Source organism: Alsobacter sp. SYSU BS001988 (assembly GCF_054796215.1).
The window spans coordinates 170,118-187,145 of sequence record NZ_JBTAMK010000007.1 but is presented as its reverse complement, the minus strand read 5'-3'; the positions used below and the strand labels follow the sequence as shown (position 1 = coordinate 187,145).

Here is a 17,028-nt window from a genome sequence, read left to right as displayed (position 1 = left end):
TCGAGGCGTCGGATGGGGTCGGGCCTTGGGATCGCCTCAGGCGGCGCGGTTGCAGGCCGCCGCGAACGGGTCGGGGGCCTCCACCATCCGGCGCGCCTTCAGGAGGTTCTCGGGGGTCATCACCTCGTCGGTGCGGCCCCATGCGACGGCTTCCCGGGCGACCAGCAGGGTCTGCGGGAACACCGACCGGACCACATCGAAATCGTGCAGGACGGCGATGACCGTGCGCTCCTCGGCGTGCCAGCGGCGCACGAGGTCGAGGAGGTCGGCGCTGGTCTTGGCGTCGATGGCGGTGAGAGGCTCGTCCAGCAGGATCACGCCGGCGTCCTGCAGCAGCAGGCGGGCGAAAAGCGCCCGCTGCATCTGGCCGCCCGAGAGCGACCCGATGGACCGGTCCTCGAAGCCCGTCAGGCCGACCGCCGCGATGGCGGTCTCGATGGCGGCGCGGTCGCGCCGCCCGACGCCGCCCAGCACGCCGCTGCGCCGCCAGAGCCCCATGGCGACGAGGTCGTACACATGGATCGGAAAGGCGCGGTCGATGTCGGCGGCCTGCGGGAGATAGGCCACCCGGACCCCGGGCCGATCGAACGCGATGGAGCCGCCGAGGGGCTTCAGCGCGCCGGCGATTCCCTTCAGCAGGGTCGACTTGCCGGCCCCGTTCGGGCCCACCACGGCGAGCAGGCTGCCGGCCGGCGCCTCGCCTCGCAGGTGATGCACGACCCGATGACGCTCGTAGCCCAGCGTGACGTTTTGGAAGCGGATGGCGCTCATGCGGCGGGTCCCTTCAGGCCAGGGCCCAGGCGACCATCGCCCACAGCGCGATCAGGATCGCGCCGACTCCGGCCAGGCGCTGCGCCGCGGAGAGCCGCAGCAGCGAGAAGGGCGGGGACGCGGGATGGCGGTGGGCGTGCTGCACGAACAGGAAATCCAGCAGGACGCAGCGCAGGGCTGCGGCGACCCGGATGTTACAACATAACATTCCCGGCGCAAGCCGAATGTTATGTTGTAACTTCAGTGTCCGAACTCTTTCCCCAAGCGCAAGGGGGACGGGCCCTCCGCCTCGCCTCAGAACGGGTGGTACTGGTAGAGCCAGGTCTCGCTCAGCACCTCGTCGCCGTGCTTGAGATAGAGGCGCATTTCCACCGGGTCCTTGCCGTCGACCGTGAAGTCGAACTGGGCGCGCCAGTGGCCGGGGATCTCGTTCGGCACCGCCTCGGTGTAGATGTAGGAGAACGTCCCGCGGGAGGCCCACAGGACGGGCTCGGGCTTCACGCCGAAGGGCATCTTGGACAGCACGTCGCCCTTGAACTCGACCATGAATTTGCGCACGCCCTTGGGCCGCGGCTGGCCGGGCTGGCCGCCATTGCCCATCCGGGTCGCCATGCAGCGCGCCAGGGGAGACGGGTAGGGCTCGTCGGCCAGCCAGTGCAGCCGGTAGCGCAGGTCGTAGCTCTTGCCCGCGGCCGTGGGGTCGCGCGGCACCCACATGGCCACGATGTTGTCGTGGATCTCGTCGTCGGTCGGAATCTCGGTGAGCTGGATGGCACCGTCGCCCCAGTCGCCCAAGGGCTCCACCCAGGCGCTGGGGCGCAGCTGGTAGCGCACGCCGTCCTGATAGTTCTCGAAATTGCGGTCGCGCTGGCACAGCCCGAAGCCGCGGGGCGACTGGTCCACGAAGCTCGAGACCATGATGTGGGACGGGTTGTTGAGCGGCCGCCAGATGTGCTCGCCCTTGCCGTTCCACATCGCGAGGCCGTCGGAGTCGTGGATCTCCGGGCGCCAGTCCGCGGCGGTCGGCTTCACGGTCTCGGAGAACCAGTACATCGACGTGAGCGGGGCCACGCCCATGCGCTCGACCGGCTTGCGCAGGTTGATGTTGGCGTCGATGTCCATGACCACGCCCTTGCCTCGCGTCAACGCGAAGCGGTAGGCGCCGGTCAGGCTCGGGCTGTCCATCAGGGCGTTGACGATCAGCGGGTCCTTCTCGGTCAGGGCCGGCTCGAACCAGAAGGAGACGAAGTCGGGAAACTCCTCCGGGCTCGCCGTGCCTGGGCCGAGCGCCAGCCCGCGGGCCGAGAGGCCGACCTGGCCGAGCTCGCCGACGGCGCGGAAATAGGACGCGCCGAGGAAGGTCGCCCAGGGCTCGGCCTTCTTCCAGGCCGGGGAATTGCGGCTCTCGTGCACCCAGAAGCCGGCGAAGGCGGAGGGCTCGGGCGGCAGCTTGCGGGCGACGTGGTCCGGGCCGCCCATGAACAGGTTGGGGTTGTACTGGATCTCGCGCGACGCGCCCTTCTCGATGAGGTGCATCCGCACGGTCTTCTGGAAGTACAGCCCGACATGCTGGAAGCTGATCGGGAAGACGCTGCCGCCTTCGCCCCAGAGCGCGTTCTCCAGCTTGTAGCGAAGCTTGCCGTGGGCGTCGTAGTCGATCTGGCGGACGATCTCGGGGTTCGGCCGCGGCGGGCTCTCATAGGGCTTGCCGGCGAGCTCCTTGGCGTGGCGCTTCAGCCCCTCGAAGCTGAAGGGCTCGGCGGGGCCGAAGGTCAGACCATCGGCCTTCTGGGCCTGGGCCGGCCCGACGCCCAGGGCGGCGGCGGCTTGGACGGCGGCGGACAACTGGAGGAAGGTGCGGCGATCGAGGCTCATGACGGGGCCATATTGGGCGAGAGGATCGAAACCGCAACGGTCCAGCGCGGCCTTCACCAGCGAAATCGGCGGCGCGAGGGCGCGGACCCGCGCGGGAAAGCCCAGGCGGGACCGCAGCGAAGGGCGCGAGCGCTCCAAAACGGGCGGCTTCGGATGGCGTCCTTGCAAAAGCTTGTCTTTTGGCGACGCTTTGGGGCACTGTGCGGCCATCTTGGGCCGCAAGGCCGGCTTTGCAAAACCATTCGCGGGCGAACCGCGATCTCGAACCCCAGGGAGAGAAACGTGATCAGAAGCATCGCTCGCGTGGCGTGCGCCGCCGCCTTCGGCCTGGCCGCCCATGCGCCGGCCTCCGCCGCAGACTTCATAAACGTCCTGACCGGCGGCACCTCCGGCGTCTACTACCCGATGGGAGTGGCGCTGGCGAAGGTCTATGGCGAGGCCCTCCCGGGCTCGCGTCCCTCGGTCCAGGCCACCAAGGCGTCTGTCGAAAACCTCAATCTGCTCCAGCAGGGCAAGGGCGAGATCGCCTTCACGCTCGGCGACAGCCTCGCCTTCGCGTGGGAGGGCAACGAGGAGGCCGGCTTCAAGGCCAAGCTCACCAAGCTGCGCGGCGTCTCGGCCATCTACCCCAACTACATCCAGGTCGTGGCGTCGAAGGAGAGCGGCATCAAGACGCTCGCGGACCTGAAGGGCAAGCGCCTCTCGGTGGGCGCGCCGAAGTCCGGCACGGAGCTGAACGCCCGCGCCATCCTGAACGGCGCCGGAATCACCTACAAGGACCTGGGCAAGGTGGAGTACCTGCCCTTCGCCGAATCCGTCGACCTGATGAAGAACCGCCAGCTCGACGCGACGCTGCAGTCGGCCGGCCTCGGCGTCGCTGCCATCCGCGACCTCGCCTCGTCGGTCGACATCATCGTGGTCGAGATCCCGGCCGCGATCGTCGACAAGGTCGGCGCGCCCTACGTCAAGGCGACCATCCCGGCCAACACCTATACGGGCCAGGACAAGGACGTGCAGGCCGCCGCCGTCATCAACTACCTGGTGACGCGCTCCGACCTGAAGGACGACGAGGTCTACGCCATGACGAAGGCGATGTACGACCGCCTGCCCGAGCTGGCCTCGGCCCACAGCGCCGGCAAGGAGATCTCCCTCCAGAACGCCCTGCAGGGCATGCCCATTCCGCTGCATCCGGGCGCCGAGCGCTTCTTCAAGGAGAAGGGCGTGGCCAAGTAGGCCATCGCCCGCACCGCCCCTAATGACGAAGCCTGCCGCGGCGCGCCGCCGCGGCCCATGCCTGCCCGGGACGCCAGCCTGATGACCGACGCATCTTTGCGCGCCGACCCCATGCCCTCAACCTCCCTCACCGAGATGGAGATCGAGCACGGGCTGCCGCCCGGCTGGGGCGCGGGGTGGCCCGCCAAGGCGCTGTTCGCCATCGCGCTGGCCTTCTCGGTGTTCCAGATCGCCACCTCCATCTACGCCATCCTGCCGACGCAGGTGCTGCGGACCGTCCATGTCGGGTTCCTGGTGCTGGTCGCCTGCGCGCTCGTCGCCAACCACAAGGCGCCTCCGGGCCTGTGGCGGACGCTGGCCTGGCTGGTCGGGATCGTCGGCTTCGGGGTGGGGCTCTATCACTGGATCTTCTATCTCGACCTCGTGAACCGGGCGGGCGAGCTCACCCATCTCGACATGGCCGTCGGCCTGACCGGGCTGGTGATCCTGTTCGGCGCGGCCTGGTTCCTGATGGGCGCGGCGCTGCCGCTCATCTGCCTGGCCTTCGTGGCCTATGCGCTGTTCGGAGACTATCTGCCGGCCCCGCTCGACCACCGCGGCTTCAGCCTCGAGCAGGTGGTCGAACAGTTCGCGTTCGGCACGGAAGGGATCTACTCGACCCCGACCGGCGTGTCGGCGACCTATATCTATCTCTTCATCCTGTTCGGCGCGTTCCTGGAGCGCGCCGGCATGATCCAGTTCTTCAACGACGTGTCGCTGGGGCTCGTCGGCTCGACCCGGGGCGGCGCGGCCAAGGTGGCGGTCGTATCCTCCGCCTTCATGGGCACCATCTCGGGCTCGGGCGTGGCCAATGTGGTCACGGTCGGCCAGTTCACCATCCCGCTGATGAAGCGCTTCGGCTACAAGGCCTCCTTCGCGGGGGGCGTCGAGGCCACCGCCTCGATGGGCGGGCAGATCATGCCGCCCGTGATGGGCGCGGTGGCGTTCATCATGGCCGAGAACATCGGCGTGCCCTACGCCGAGATCGTCAAGGCGGCCATCATCCCGGCCGTCCTGTATTTCGCCTCGGCGTTCTGGATGGTGCATCTGGAAGCCGGCAAGGAAGGGTTGCACGGCGTGCCGCGGTCGGAGCTGCCGAGCCCGCTCGCCGCCCTCAGGCGCCAGTGGCACCTCGTGCTGCCGCTCGGCGTCCTGATCTACCTGCTGATGCACGGCTTCACGCCGCTGTTCGCCGGATCCGTCGGGCTGGCGCTGACGGTCGTGATGATCCTGGGCGGCGCGATCGCGCTCGGCCTGTCCGCCCAGGCCTTCAGGGTGGCGTTCTGGATCGTGGTCGGCCTCACGGCGGCCTCGTTCCTGTGGCTCGGCATCGGCATCGTGCTGACCCTGGTCGCGGTCCTGATCGCCGCCAACCTGTTCAGCCGGGGAGGGCGCGAGACGCTCGTCATGTGCCGCGACGCGCTGGCGGACGGCGCGCGCCAGGCCCTGCCGGTCGGCCTCGCCTGCGCCATCGTGGGCACCGTCATCGGCACGATGACGCTCACCGGCGCGGCCACCATCCTGGGCGGCTACATCGTGGGCTTCGGCGAGAACTCGGTGTTCCTGTGCCTGCTCCTGGTGATGGTGACGTCGATCGTGCTCGGGACGGGGCTGCCCACCATCCCGACCTACATCATCACGGCGTCGCTGGCCGCGCCGGCGCTGCTCAAGCTCGGCGTGCCGCTGATCGTCAGCCACATGTTCGTGTTCTACTACGGCATCATCGCCGACCTGACGCCGCCGGTGGCGCTGGCGGCGCTGGCCGCGGCGCCCATCGCCAAGGCGTCGCCCGACGCCATCGGCTGGCAGGCCACCCGCATCGCCCTGGCGGGCTTCCTCATCCCGTTCATGTCCGTCTACGAGCCGTCGCTGATGCTCCAGTCCGGGGGCGCGATCGCCGCCCAGTACGGCTACTGGGTGGAGGTCGCCCTGGTGTTCGCCAAGGCGCTCGTGGTGATCGGCATGTCCGGCGTGGCGGCCATCGGCTACCTGGCGGTCAGGACCACGCTCGCAGAGCGGGCGCTCGCGGGCGTCGCCGCCGCGCTGATCATCGGCGACTTCCCGTGGAGCGACACGTCCGGCCTCGTCCTCGCGGCGGCCGTGACGGCGCTCAACGTCCTGCGTGCGAGACGCGCGCCGGCGCGGGCCTGAGGTGCCGGGCCTGTGCGTCTACGCCGCCGGCGCGCTCGTGGCGAAGCTCGCCGGCGCGGCGGCGTTCACGCTGGCCTGGACGCACTCCATCGAGAAGATCCCGTGGGAGGAGGACTGGCGCGTCACGGCGGCCGGACTCGTGCTGGAGCAGGCCCGGGTGAAGGGCAGCGGCGCCGGGATGGAGCCGCCGCCCGAGGCCAGGCTGGAAGGCGGGGTCTGGCGCTGGACCCCGCGCCTGCCGGCGTTGCCGGAGCTCGTGCTCAGGCGCTCCGGCTTCACGGCCGACTGGCGCCTGTGCGCCGACGGCCGATGCCGCCGCATGGACGAGATGGTTCCGGCCGGGGCGGACCCGGTGACGCTGCGCGCCTGCCCGGCGGAGCCGGTCAGTTCCGGATCGGCTCGACCTTGACGGCGCGCTGCATGAAGCGGAACAGCGCATACAGGCCCATCGCGCCGAAGATCGCCATGAAGGCGTATTCATACGCCGTCCCGAGCTGGAAGATGCCGGCCAGAGCCCAGCCCGCCGCCAGCGCAAGCCCCACGAGTTCGGTCCCGACCAGGATGCCGACGCTCACGATCGTGAGCAGGTTCTTGCGGTTCAAGCTGCCGGTCGCGGCCACGCGTCTCTCCCTCGTCGTTCTGACGCCCATGGACTATATCGGCGCAGGGCCGCGTGCAAGGATGCGCGTCGTCGGCGCCGCGCGCCGGCGCTTCCCCTCCCGCAGAGCCTAGAACCGATCATGTCCGACACGCCTGTCTTCTCGAAAGCCGCGGCCGCGGCCCCTCACCGCCTCGCGGCGCAGGCGGGTCGGGAGACGCTGGCCGAAGGCGGGGACGCCATCGAGGCCATGATCGCCATGGCGGCCGTGATCGCGGTGGTCTACCCGCACATGAACGCCGTCGGCGGCGACGGCTTCTGGCTCATCCGCGAGTCGTCCGGCCGCATGCGGGCCATCGAGGCCTGCGGCCCGGCGGGCAGCCTCGCCACCATCAAGCGCTATCGCGACAAGGAGTGCGACGCGATCCCGTCGCGCGGGCCGGACGCCGCCGTCACGGTGGCGGGGGCGGTCGGCGGCTGGGCCCTGGCGAACGAGCTCTCCAAGGCGATCGGCGGGCGGCTGCCGCTGAAGACGCTGCTGGAGGCCGCGATCGGCCACGCCCGCGACGGCTGCGCGGTGACGGCGTCGGAGGCCCGCGGCGTCCCGAACCTGTTCGCCGAGCTGAAGCAGGCGCCGGGCTTCGCCGCGCTCTTCCTCGACCAGGAGGGCGACCTGCCGAAGGCGGGCGCGATCCGGAGGATGCCGGCGCTCGCCGCGACGCTGGACCAGCTCGGCAACGCCGGGCTGGACGATTTCTACCGCGGCGACGTCGGCCGCGAGATCGCGGCGGACCTGGAGCGGATCGGCGCGCCGGTGACGCGGGCCGACCTGGAGCGTTACCGGGCCAGGATGGTCGAGCCGCTCACGGTCGCGATCCCGGGCGCGCAGCTCTACAATTTCCCGCCGCCCACCCAGGGGCTGGCCTCGCTGATCATCCTGGCGCTGTTCTCGCGGCTGGGCGTCTCCCGCGGCGAGGGCTTCGAGCATCTGCACGGGATGGTGGAGGCGACCAAGCGCGCCTTCCGGGTGCGCGACGCGGTCGTGACCGACCCGGCCCGCCTCGTCTACGATCCCGCCGACTATCTGTCGGCGGCGTTCCTGGACGGCGAGGCGCAGGCGATCTCGATGACCCAGGCCGCCCAGTTCCCGCTCGCCTGGGGCGAGGGCGACACGGTCTGGATGGGCGCGATCGACGCCAAGGGCATGGCGGTGTCCTACATCCAGTCGACCTACTGGGAGTACGGCTCGGGCTGCGTGCTGCCGACCACCGGCATGCTGTGGCAGAACCGCGGGATCTCCTTCTCGCTCGACCCCAGGGCCGTGAACCCGCTGGAGCCGGGCCGCAAGCCCTTCCACACGCTCAACCCGGCCCTCGCCGTGCTGGAGGACGGCCGGGTGATGTCCTACGGGTCGATGGGCGGCGACGGGCAGCCGCAGTTCCAGGCGGCGATATTCTCCCGCTACGCGCAATTCGGCATGGATCCGGCCGCCGCCGTCGACGCGCCGCGCTGGCTGCTCGGCAAGACCTGGGGCTCCGCCTCCACGTCGCTGAAGCTGGAGAACCGGTTCGATCCCTCCCTCATCCGCGCCCTGGAGAAGGCCGGGCACGAGGTGGAGGTGCTGGCCGACGGCTATTCCGACACGCTCGGCCACGCCGGCATGCTGGTCCGCGACCCGCGCAACGGCGCCGTCAGCGCCGTCCACGATCCCCGGTCGGACGGCGGCTCGGCCGGCGTCTGATCACGCACACGTTCCGGAGGTTCCGATGCCCACGCAGGATGATCCCGTCCACGCCTTCATGCCCTTTCCGGAGCATCCGGTCGCCAACGCGCCTTCGGGGCCGCTGGCCGGCCTCACGCTGGCCGTGAAGGACATCTTCGACGTCGCCGGCTACCGCACCGGCTGCGGCCAGCCGACCAAGCTCGCGCTCTCCGACGTGAAGCCGCAAAACGCGCCGATCGTGCAGCGCTTCCTCGACGCCGGGGCGCGCTTCGTCGGCAAGACCCACACGGTCGAGCTCGCCTATTCGCTGAACGGCAAGAACAACCATTTCGGCACGCCCATCAATCCGGCTGCGCCGGACCGGGTGCCGGGCGGGTCGTCCTCGGGCTCCGCCGCCGCCACGGCGGCGCGCCTGTGCGACATCGGGCTCGGCTCCGACACCGGCGGCTCGGTGCGCGGGCCGGCGAGCTATTGCGGCCTCTACGGAATCCGGCCGACGCACGGGCGCCTGCCGCTCGACCTCACCATGCCGCTGGCGGCGAGCTTCGACACGCCCGGCTGGTTCACCCGCGACGAGCGCACCTTCGAGCGCGTCGGCGAGGCCATCCTGGGCGAAGACCCGCACCCGCTCGCCGGACCCGCGCGTCTCCTCAAGGCCGAGGACTGCTTCGGCCTGGCCGAGGACGCGCCCGTGCGCCAGCTCGAGACGCTGCTGGGCCGGATCGACCGGATGCTGCGCCCCATCAAGGGGACGACCGTCGCCGCGCCGGACTTCGACGCGCTCTACTGGGCCTTTCGCTGGCTGCAGGGCGTCGAATCCTGGCGGTCGCACGGAGAGTTCATCACCGCCTTCAGGCCTGCGCTCGGGCCGGGCATCGGCGAGCGCTTCGAGTATGGGCGCACGGTGAGCGAGAAGGACGCCGCGGAAGGGCGCTCCGTCCGGGAGAGCTTCCGGCGCCATCTCGGCCTGCTGCTGGGGCGGGACGGCGTCCTGATGCTGCCCACCGTCCCGGGACCCGCGCCGCTGCTGGCCTCCGACGAGGCGGCGCTGGAGACCTCGCGGGCGCAGTCGCTGCGGCTCCTGTGCCTTTCGGGACTGTCGGGATTCCCGCAGGTCTCGATCCCGGCCGGCGAGCACGAGGGCGGGCCGTTCGGCCTGTCGCTGATCGGCCCGGCGGGCTCGGACCTGTCGCTGGTGCGCCTCGCCGGCGAAGTCGCCCGCGCGATGGCGGTCCGTATCGCCTGAGCGACAATTCGAGGGGTCGGATTCAGGGTCGATTCAGGAGATGCGCGCATTCTCCGGTGAACGGGGCCAGGACGGCCCCCTGTCGCCGGAGGCGAGCATGAGAACCCTGACCCTGGCCCGGCTGAGCCAAGCGCCGGCCTATCGCCTCGTGGACGTGCTGATCATGGCCGGCCTCGCCGCGATGCTGGTGATGCGCCTGTCGCAGGTCGCCGCGGCCTACGCCTGAGCCTCTACAGGGGCGCGAGCTGGCCGCCGTCGGCGACCAGCGCCGCGCCCGTCATGAAGCTTCCGGCCCGCGACGCGAGCAGCAGCAGCGGGCCGTCGAGGTCGGAATCCTCTCCGAAACGCCGCATCGGGATCGCCGGCAGCATCGCCTGCCCGGCCGGGGAGGCCAGCCAGTCGCGGTTGATGTCGGTGGCGATATAGCCGGGACAGAGCGCGTTCACCCGGATCCGCTTGGGCGCGAGCTCCAGCGCCAACGCCTTGGTGAGCTGCAGCAGCGCCGCTTTGGAGGTGGCGTAGGCGCCGACGCCCTTCTGCACCCCGAACCCCAGGATGGACGCGATGTTGACGATCGCGCCCGGCCGTCCGGCGGCCGCCAGCCGGGCCGCGAGCTCCTGAGAAGCGAACAGCGCGGCGTCGAGGTTCAGCGCCATCACGCGTCCCCAGCTCTCCGGCGTCTCGTCCGTGAGGCGAGCGGCCGGGGCGATCCCGGCGTTGTTCACCAGGAGGGTGACGGTCCCGAAGGCCTGCTCGGCGGCGTCGAAGGCCCTGGCGAGGGCGGCCCGGTCGGTGACGTCCGCCTCCACGGCGACAGCCTCGCCGCCGCGCGCCCGGATGGCCTCGACCTGCGCGTCCAGCGCGTCGCGCCGGCGCGCCACGAGCGCCACCTTGGCGCCGTTGGCGGCCAGCACCGCGGCGAAGCGGGCGCCCAGCCCGCCCGAGGCTCCCGTCACCAGCGCGACGTCTCCGGCAAGGTCGAACAGCTGCGAGGCGATCATGGCGGCTCCGTTTCCTGACGGCGCGATGATGACAGGAGCACGCGCGAGGCGGTAGCCTGATCGCCCGGAAAGCAGGCGCCATGACCCAGCATCACGACCACCCTCATCCGCACGACCACGGCCACGACCACGGCCACGACCACGATCACGCGCACGCCACGTCGGAGCTGTCGGAGACGGCGCTGCGGGTGCGGGCGCTGGAGTCGATCCTGGTCGAGAAGGGTCTGATCGACCCCGCCGCGATCGACGTGCTGATCGAGACCTATGAGACGCGGATCGGACCCCGCAACGGCGCCCGCGTGGTCGCCAAGGCGTGGAGCGATCCGGCCTATCTGCAGCGGCTCAGGGCCGACGCCACAGCGGCCATCGCGGAGCTCGGCTTCGGCGGGCGCCAGGGCGAGCACATGGTGGTCGTCGAGAACACGCCGCAGGAGCACAACCTCGTCGTCTGCACCCTGTGCTCCTGCTATCCGTGGCCCGTGCTCGGGCTGCCGCCCGTCTGGTACAAGTCCGCGCCCTATCGCTCGCGCGCGGTGATCGATCCGCGCGGCGTGCTGGCCGAGTTCGGCGTCGTCCTGCCGGCCTCCACCCGGATCAGGGTCTGGGATTCGACGGCGGAGGTCCGCTACCTCGTCCTGCCGATGCGGCCGGAGGGGACGCAGGGCTGGAGCGAGGAGCGCCTCGCCGGGCTGGTGACGCGCAATTCCATGATCGGGACCGGCCTCGCGCTGGCCCCATCGGCGGCGGGAGACGCGGCATGAACGGCGCCCAGGACCTCGGCGGCATGATGGGATTCGGCCCGGTCTCGCCCGAGCCGGACGAGCCGGCGTTCCATGCCGAATGGGAGAAGCGCGCTCTGGCGGTGACGCTGGCCTGCGGCGGCCTCGGCGAGTGGAACATCGACATGAGCCGCCACGCCCGCGAGACGCTGCCGCCGCCCGAATACCTGACCTCGAGCTATTACGAGATCTGGACCAAGGGGCTCCTGAAGCTGCTCGCCGCCCGCGGCCTCGTCGGGGCGGACGAGATCGAGGCCGGCCATGCGCTTCGCCCGGCCCGACCGACCGCGCGGCCGGCCGTGACGGCGCAGAACGTCCCCGCCATGCTGGCGCGGGGCGGCCCCTGCGAGCGCCCGGCGGAGCGGCCGGCGCGGTTCGGCGTCGGGGACGCGGTGGTCACCCGCGTGATGCACCCGACCGGCCACACGCGGCTGCCGCGCTACGCCCGCGGCAAGGCGGGCGTGGTCGAGCGCGTCCACGGCGCGCATGTGTTCCCCGACAGCAACGCGCATGGGGAGGGCGAAAACCCGCAATGGTGCTACTCGGTGCGCTTTTCCGGGGCGGAGCTGTGGGGCGACGGGGCCGATCCGACGCTGAGCGTCAGCATCGACTGTTGGGAGCCCTATCTGGAGCCCGCGCCGTGAGCGGGAGCGAGCCGCACGCCGCCGCGCAGGCGGCCGTTCCGTCGCTGCCCTGCGACGCGGCCGGGCCGGTGTTCCGCGAACCCTGGGAGGCGCAGGCCTTCGCGATGGCGGTGGCGCTGAACCAGGCCGGCCTGTTCACCTGGCCGGAATGGGCCGAGCGCCTCAGCGCCGAGATCCGCCGCGCGCAGGCCGGAGGCGACCCGGATACGGGCGAGACCTACTACCGGCATTGGCTCGCGGCGCTGGAGGGGCTCGTCGTCGAGCGCGGAGCCGCCGCCGCGGAGGCGCTCGCGGCGAGGCGCGAGGCCTGGGACAGGGCCGCGCGGGCGACGCCGCATGGCGCTCCGATCCTGCTGGACAACGACCCGATGCGGGCCGCCCGGGGCTAGCCGGCGCCGCCTCCGGCGAGGCCGAGGACGAGCGCGAGCCCGAGCGCGAACACGAACGCGCTGGCCAGCACCTCCAGACCGCCGGCGATCCACTCTCCGGCCTGGCCGCGTCCGGCGGCCGCCCGCAGGGCCGCGCCCTTGGCGAAGACGGCCAGCGCTGCGAGCGCCGAGGTGGTGAGCGCGGTCCCTAGGCCCATCGCGACCACGGCCCCGACGCCCGCGGCGTACAGGCCCTGCGCCATGGCGAAGACCAGCACGATGATCGCGCCCGAGCACGGCCGCAGCCCCGCCGCCAGCACCGCGCCGGCGGCCTCCCTCCAGCCGCCCGAGGCCCGCTCCGGGCCGGGCAGGTGGGCGTGGCCGCAATCCGGCCCGCAGGCCTCGCCCGGCGCATGGGAGTGGACGGCGCCGTCGGGCGCGATCCGGGCCGCCAGGCGCTGGGACTTGCGCCAGGTCAGCGCCGCTCCGACCAGCGCCACGGCGGCGAAGCTGGCGATCTCGACCGCGCTCGTCACCCCGGTCATGCGCATGGCGGTGACGCGCAGGATCCCGGACAGCGCCGAGACGAGCGCGATCGCCACCAGGGCCTGCAGCGCTGCGGCCGCGAACGCCATGGCGAGGCCGCGCCTCAGCGCCCGTTCGTTGGCGAGAATCCAGGCCGAGATCACCGCCTTGCCGTGGCCCGGGCCGGCGGCGTGGAAGACCCCATAGGCGAAGCTCAGGCCGGCCAGCGTCCAGGCGGCGCCGCCCTGCTGCTTCATCTCGCGGATCGCGGCCGTGAGTTGCTGGTAGAAGCGGCCCTGGGTCGCCAGGATCCAGCCGACCAGGCCGGTCGCCGAGCCGCCGCCCTCGCGCACGCCGACCCCGAAGGGGCTGCGCGGAGGAGGGGCCGCCGCGAGGCCGCCCATGGCCCAGGACAGCGCCGCGCCCGCCAGGCCGACGAGCGCCAGCGCCGCCAGCGCGATGGCCGCGCCCAGGAGGACGCGCCTGCGCCGGGCGGACAGGCCGGCCCGCCCCTGCGCGACGACGCTGCTCACGGCCGGCTCCCCGTCACGGGCATGCGATGATCACCTTGGAGGCGAATTGCAGGCCCATATTGGCGTTGGCGAAATAGTCCTCCGTCAGGGCCGGCTGCTTGGCCTGGTCCGGCTTCTTCGGGCGCGAGAGCTGGATGGCGCAGCCTTTCGGGGCGGCGGCGAGCTTCACGGCGTCGTCGCCCTCGGCATAGGAGAAGTCGACGAAGAAGGTGGGGTCGTACACGTCCAGGATCAGCGTCCGCTTGGCGAAGGCGGGCTCCTTCAGGGGCAGGGTGAAGTGGAGGACGAGCTTGCCGTCGCCATGCTCCAGCCCATAGTCCGTCGGCGGCGCGAAGTCCTGCCGCTTGCCGTCGGCCTTCACCACGGTGAAGAACCCGAATTCGGAGAGGGATTCGGTGTTGACCTTGGCGAGGTCGGCCAGCTCCTCGCGCGAGTAGACGCCGTCATTGTTGGCGTCCAGTCCCTGCACGGCGTAGCTGGAATAGGCCTCGTCGAAGCTCCAGCGGTGCTTGATGGCCCCGATGCGGCCGTCCGGCGTCCACACCACCTCGCAATTCACCACCACCCAGACATGCGGATGCGCCAGGGCCGGCCGGGCCAGCGCCGACAGGGCCAGCAAGGCGGCGAGCAGCAGCCTCAGTCGTTTCGGCATGGTCCCGGCGCCCCCTGCGGTGTCCTGCCTGATGGCTTGCCGCCGAACCGCGGCGAAAGCGGGGCGCGGGCGCGCCTCACTTCAGGACGACGACGCGGCCCTCGACCCGGCTCTCGATGGTTCCGAGGCGCCGGGCGTAGACCATGACGTCGTTCGCCATCAGGCTGTCGCCGGTGTCGATCGTCGCCGCGACCTTGCCGGCCAGCGCCGTGTAGCCGTCGCCGCCGCGCAGCATGAAGTCGTTGGTGGCCACCCTGTAGATCTTCGCCTCGTCGAGCGGGACGCCGTTCACCTGGACGGAGAGCACGCGCTTGCCGACCGGCTGGCGCGCGTCGGCCTCGACCTTCAGGCCGGACACCTGCGGGAAGCGCCCGCCGCGGTTCTCGACCTGGCTGAGGCCGTTCTCCAGGGCGGCCCTGACGGCCGCGCCGGTGATCTCCGTCACCGCCGTCTTGTTGCCGAAGGGCAGCTCGCTGAGGACGTCGCGGCGCGTCAGCTTGGCGCCGGCGGCATATTGCCGGTTGGCCCGGATGCCGCCTCCGTTGGTGATGGCGACGTCCGCCTTCATGGCCGACCGCAGCGCGTCCGCGATGAGGTTGCCGATCGCGGCCTCGCCGCCGCGGACCGTCGCGTTACGGCTGTCGAGATCGACCGCCAGGGTGGCGATCTCGACGTCGAGCTCCCGGGAGAGCTCGGCCTCGTAGCGCTTCACGATGGCGAGCACCTCGGGGTCGGGCGTCACCGTGGCGGTGTCGACGATGCGGAACTGCGGATGCCAGGCCAGCGTGCGCCTGGAGCCGTCGACCTTGAGGTCGAGCGCCACGTCGATGACGATGACGTATTCGGCGTCCTCGCCGGACTCCGCCATGGCGGTCCTGCCGTCATAGGCGACGCGCAGGTCGTGGTCGTGGCCGGTCAGCAGGAGGTCGACGGCGCGGGCGTCGAACAGGCGCAGATCCGTGGCGCGGTCGGTGTGGGTGAGCGCCACGACGAAGTCGGCGCCCTTCTCGCGCAGCGCCTTGGCCTCGGCCCGGATCGACTCGAACGAGGGACTGAACGTCAGGTCGCCGGGGCTGGAGATCGCCGGCGTGGTCTCCAGCGCCGAGCCGAGGATGCCGATGCGCACGCCGCCGAAGTCCCGGATGACGCTGGGGGAGATCCCCGGCGCGGGGCCGCCGTCCGCGGCCCGGACATTGGCCGCGTAGACCGGGAACTTCGCTTCGGCCATGCGCTTCAGGAACACGTCCTTGCCGAAGTCGAACTCGTGGTTGCCCGGCGTGAAGGCGTCGAGCTTCATGGCGTTGAGGAACTCGATCATGTGCGCGCCCTGGTCGAAGCCCGACATCAGGCTGGGCGACAACGTGTCGCCCGCATGGACGAACAGCGTGTTGGGGTTCTTCTCGCGCTCGGCCTTGACCACGGCGGCGAGGCGGGCCATCCCACCGCGACCCTTCTCCTCGCTCATGACGTAGACGTCGTTGGTGAGCACGAAGGTGACCTTGACCGGACCTGCGGCGGTCTGGGCGAGGGCTGCGCCTTGGGCCAGGATCGCCAGCGCGCCGGCGCCGCCCGCGAGGCGGAAGGTGTCTCTGCGGGTGATCGGGCGCATTCTGGTCTCCATGGCGGGGGTCGTCCGGCATACTGGAAACGAGGATCGGCGTCTTGGCAAGCAGGCGGCCGCCACGGCTCCACAAACCTGCCCCGGGGGGCGGGCAGGGCTTTACGCGGGGCCGGCACGGCCTAGTTTACGCATTGAATGCGATGAGGAATCGATGACCGTCATGCCCCGTCCCGACGCGGACTTCCGCGCCGTCGGCCCGCTCCCCGAGGCGCACCCGCCCGTGCGCACCGGCAAGATCGGCGTGCTCCTGCTCAATCTCGGCACGCCGGACGCCACCGACTACTGGTCGATGCGCCGCTACCTGAAGGAGTTTCTCTCCGACCGGCGCGTCATCGAGACGCCGCGCTGGCTGTGGTGGCCGATCCTGAACCTGATCATCCTCAGCGTCCGTCCTGGCCCCAAGGGCAAGGACTACGACGTCATCTGGAACAAGGACGCCAATGAGGGGCCGCTGAAGACCATCACGCGCTCCCAGGCGGAAAAGCTCGCCGCGTCGCTGACCGCCAAGGACCCGCGGATCGTGGTCGACTGGGCGATGCGCTACGGCAATCCCTCGACGCCGTCGCGGATCCGGGCGCTGCAGGAGCAGGGCTGCGACCGCATCCTGCTGGCGCCGCTCTATCCGCAGTCCTGCGCGGCCACGACCGCGACGGCCTGCGACAAGGCCTTCGAGCAGCTGATGACGATGCGCTGGCAGCCGGCCGTTCGGGTGGCCGCGCCGTGGCACGACGACCCGGTTTATATCGACGCGCTGGCCAAGACCGTGCGGGCCAAGATGGCGACCATCGATTTCGAGCCGGACATGATCATCTCGTCCTTCCACGGCGTGCCGATGGAGTACCTGCTCAAGGGCGACCCCTATCACTGCCAGTGCCAGAAGACCGGCCGCCTGCTGCGCGAGGCGCTCGGGCTATCGAAGGACCGCTTCATGGTGTGCTTCCAGTCGCGGTTCGGGCCGGCCGAATGGCTGAAGCCTTACCTCATCGACACCATGGGCGAGCTGCCCAAGCGCGGCGTCAAGAAGGTGCTGGTGATCGCCCCCGGCTTCTCGGCCGACTGCCTGGAGACGCTCGAGGAGATCGAGGGCGAGAACAAGGAGCACTTCATGCATCACGGCGGCGAGCAGTTCGCCTATGTGCCGTGCCTGAACGACTCCGACGAGGGCATGGACGTCATCCGCGCCGTGGTCGAGCGGGAGCTGCAGGGCTGGATCTGAGCGGGGCGGCGGCTGGAGCATGCTGATCGCATGCTTTGGCGCGAAAAGCCGGT

18 protein-coding genes are annotated in these 17,028 nt (G+C 71.0%); 10 read left to right on the top strand and 8 right to left on the bottom strand.

The features are described 5' to 3' along the window. Nucleotides 1-36: 36 nt before the first annotated feature. The 3 genes from aztA to ACYVO7_RS15315 form a co-directional block, all read right to left on the bottom strand. On the bottom strand, nt 37-771 hold the full coding sequence (aztA, locus tag ACYVO7_RS15325) for a zinc ABC transporter ATP-binding protein AztA (protein WP_460450670.1): 735 nt from the start codon (nt 769-771) through the stop codon (nt 37-39). Between the two features lie 13 nt (nt 772-784). Next, a complete protein-coding gene (locus ACYVO7_RS15320; RefSeq protein WP_460450669.1) occupies nt 785-979 on the bottom strand; it encodes a hypothetical protein in 195 nt (64 codons plus the stop codon). Nucleotides 980-1,065: 86 nt separating this feature from the next. Continuing rightward, nucleotides 1,066-2,646 (bottom strand): OpgD/OpgG family glucan biosynthesis protein, encoded by a 1,581-nt coding sequence (locus ACYVO7_RS15315; protein ID WP_460450668.1) that lies wholly within the window; start codon nt 2,644-2,646, stop codon nt 1,066-1,068. A 282-nt stretch (nt 2,647-2,928) separates the two neighbouring features. Between ACYVO7_RS15315 and ACYVO7_RS15310 the strand changes: the two genes are divergently transcribed. From ACYVO7_RS15310 to ACYVO7_RS15300, 3 genes are all read left to right on the top strand, one after another. Continuing rightward, on the top strand, nt 2,929-3,879 hold the full coding sequence (locus ACYVO7_RS15310; protein ID WP_460450667.1) for a TAXI family TRAP transporter solute-binding subunit: 951 nt from the start codon (nt 2,929-2,931) through the stop codon (nt 3,877-3,879). 81 nt (nt 3,880-3,960) lie between these two features. Next, complete coding sequence (locus tag ACYVO7_RS15305; RefSeq protein ID WP_460450666.1) at nt 3,961-6,069, top strand: TRAP transporter permease; 2,109 nt, start codon at nt 3,961-3,963, stop codon at nt 6,067-6,069. Continuing rightward, a complete protein-coding gene (locus ACYVO7_RS15300) occupies nt 6,041-6,478 on the top strand; it encodes a DUF1850 domain-containing protein (RefSeq protein ID WP_460450665.1) in 438 nt (145 codons plus the stop codon). Before ACYVO7_RS15305 ends, ACYVO7_RS15300 begins: the two co-directional genes overlap by 29 nt. Here ACYVO7_RS15300 and ACYVO7_RS15295 read toward each other — a convergent pair. Then, complete coding sequence (locus tag ACYVO7_RS15295; protein WP_460450664.1) at nt 6,453-6,689, bottom strand: hypothetical protein; 237 nt, start codon at nt 6,687-6,689, stop codon at nt 6,453-6,455. The genes ACYVO7_RS15300 and ACYVO7_RS15295 overlap by 26 nt on opposite strands. Nucleotides 6,690-6,809: 120 nt before the next feature. Here ACYVO7_RS15295 and ACYVO7_RS15290 point away from each other — a divergent pair, with 120 nt between their 5' ends. From ACYVO7_RS15290 to ACYVO7_RS15280, 3 genes are all read left to right on the top strand, one after another. Further along, nucleotides 6,810-8,408: a gamma-glutamyltransferase family protein gene (locus ACYVO7_RS15290; RefSeq protein WP_460450663.1), complete on the top strand. Its 1,599-nt coding sequence runs from the start codon at nt 6,810-6,812 to the stop codon at nt 8,406-8,408. Between the two features lie 25 nt (nt 8,409-8,433). After that, the gene (locus ACYVO7_RS15285; RefSeq protein ID WP_460450662.1) at nt 8,434-9,636 is read left to right on the top strand and encodes an amidase; all 1,203 of its coding nucleotides are present in this window, start codon (nt 8,434-8,436) and stop codon (nt 9,634-9,636) included. Nucleotides 9,637-9,733: 97 nt separating this feature from the next. After that, complete coding sequence (locus ACYVO7_RS15280; RefSeq protein WP_460450661.1) at nt 9,734-9,862, top strand: hypothetical protein; 129 nt, start codon at nt 9,734-9,736, stop codon at nt 9,860-9,862. Between the two features lie 4 nt (nt 9,863-9,866). On the opposite strand, the gene ACYVO7_RS15275 is transcribed toward ACYVO7_RS15280, so the two are convergent. Then, nucleotides 9,867-10,637, bottom strand: a complete 771-nt coding sequence (locus ACYVO7_RS15275) for an SDR family NAD(P)-dependent oxidoreductase (protein WP_460450660.1) — start codon at nt 10,635-10,637, stop codon at nt 9,867-9,869. Between the two features lie 80 nt (nt 10,638-10,717). On the opposite strand from ACYVO7_RS15275, the gene nthA reads away from it, so the two are divergent. The 3 genes from nthA to ACYVO7_RS15260 are packed head-to-tail and all read left to right on the top strand — an operon-like array spanning nt 10,718 to nt 12,449. Further along, nucleotides 10,718-11,398 (top strand): nitrile hydratase subunit alpha, encoded by a 681-nt coding sequence (nthA, locus tag ACYVO7_RS15270; RefSeq protein ID WP_460450659.1) that lies wholly within the window; start codon nt 10,718-10,720, stop codon nt 11,396-11,398. After that, complete coding sequence (nthB, locus tag ACYVO7_RS15265) at nt 11,395-12,060, top strand: nitrile hydratase subunit beta (RefSeq protein ID WP_460450658.1); 666 nt, start codon at nt 11,395-11,397, stop codon at nt 12,058-12,060. Before nthA ends, nthB begins: the two co-directional genes overlap by 4 nt. Next, nucleotides 12,057-12,449, top strand: a complete 393-nt coding sequence (locus tag ACYVO7_RS15260) for a nitrile hydratase accessory protein (protein WP_460450657.1) — start codon at nt 12,057-12,059, stop codon at nt 12,447-12,449. The genes nthB and ACYVO7_RS15260 overlap by 4 nt, the downstream gene beginning before the upstream one ends. Here the strand turns inward: ACYVO7_RS15260 and ACYVO7_RS15255 are convergent. From ACYVO7_RS15255 to ACYVO7_RS15245, 3 genes are all read right to left on the bottom strand, one after another. After that, on the bottom strand, nt 12,446-13,486 hold the full coding sequence (locus ACYVO7_RS15255; RefSeq protein WP_460450656.1) for a nickel/cobalt transporter: 1,041 nt from the start codon (nt 13,484-13,486) through the stop codon (nt 12,446-12,448). The genes ACYVO7_RS15260 and ACYVO7_RS15255 overlap by 4 nt on opposite strands. A 13-nt stretch (nt 13,487-13,499) precedes the next feature. After that, nucleotides 13,500-14,138, bottom strand: coding sequence for a DUF1007 family protein (locus ACYVO7_RS15250; RefSeq protein WP_460450655.1), 639 nt, complete (start codon nt 14,136-14,138; stop codon nt 13,500-13,502). A 76-nt stretch (nt 14,139-14,214) separates the two neighbouring features. Beyond that, the gene (locus ACYVO7_RS15245) at nt 14,215-15,747 is read right to left on the bottom strand and encodes a bifunctional metallophosphatase/5'-nucleotidase (RefSeq protein ID WP_460450654.1); all 1,533 of its coding nucleotides are present in this window, start codon (nt 15,745-15,747) and stop codon (nt 14,215-14,217) included. 163 nt (nt 15,748-15,910) lie between these two features. Between ACYVO7_RS15245 and hemH the strand changes: the two genes are divergently transcribed. Then, nucleotides 15,911-16,975, top strand: coding sequence for a ferrochelatase (hemH, locus tag ACYVO7_RS15240; RefSeq protein ID WP_460450653.1), 1,065 nt, complete (start codon nt 15,911-15,913; stop codon nt 16,973-16,975). The last annotated feature ends 53 nt before the right edge of the window (nt 16,976-17,028 follow it).

Coding starts and splice junctions, on each gene's coding strand:
- ACYVO7_RS15320 (WP_460450669.1), bottom strand. CDS start 979: ATGTTATGTTGTAACATCCGGGTCGCCGCAGCCCTGCGCTGCGTCCTG.
- hemH (WP_460450653.1), top strand. CDS start 15,911: ATGACCGTCATGCCCCGTCCCGACGCGGACTTCCGCGCCGTCGGCCCG.
- nthA (WP_460450659.1), top strand. CDS start 10,718: ATGACCCAGCATCACGACCACCCTCATCCGCACGACCACGGCCACGAC.
- ACYVO7_RS15290 (WP_460450663.1), top strand. CDS start 6,810: ATGTCCGACACGCCTGTCTTCTCGAAAGCCGCGGCCGCGGCCCCTCAC.
- aztA (WP_460450670.1), bottom strand. CDS start 771: ATGAGCGCCATCCGCTTCCAAAACGTCACGCTGGGCTACGAGCGTCAT.
- ACYVO7_RS15280 (WP_460450661.1), top strand. CDS start 9,734: ATGAGAACCCTGACCCTGGCCCGGCTGAGCCAAGCGCCGGCCTATCGC.
- ACYVO7_RS15245 (WP_460450654.1), bottom strand. CDS start 15,747: ATGCGCCCGATCACCCGCAGAGACACCTTCCGCCTCGCGGGCGGCGCC.
- ACYVO7_RS15315 (WP_460450668.1), bottom strand. CDS start 2,646: ATGAGCCTCGATCGCCGCACCTTCCTCCAGTTGTCCGCCGCCGTCCAA.
- ACYVO7_RS15250 (WP_460450655.1), bottom strand. CDS start 14,138: ATGCCGAAACGACTGAGGCTGCTGCTCGCCGCCTTGCTGGCCCTGTCG.
- ACYVO7_RS15285 (WP_460450662.1), top strand. CDS start 8,434: ATGCCCACGCAGGATGATCCCGTCCACGCCTTCATGCCCTTTCCGGAG.
- ACYVO7_RS15275 (WP_460450660.1), bottom strand. CDS start 10,637: ATGATCGCCTCGCAGCTGTTCGACCTTGCCGGAGACGTCGCGCTGGTG.
- ACYVO7_RS15305 (WP_460450666.1), top strand. CDS start 3,961: ATGACCGACGCATCTTTGCGCGCCGACCCCATGCCCTCAACCTCCCTC.
- nthB (WP_460450658.1), top strand. CDS start 11,395: ATGAACGGCGCCCAGGACCTCGGCGGCATGATGGGATTCGGCCCGGTC.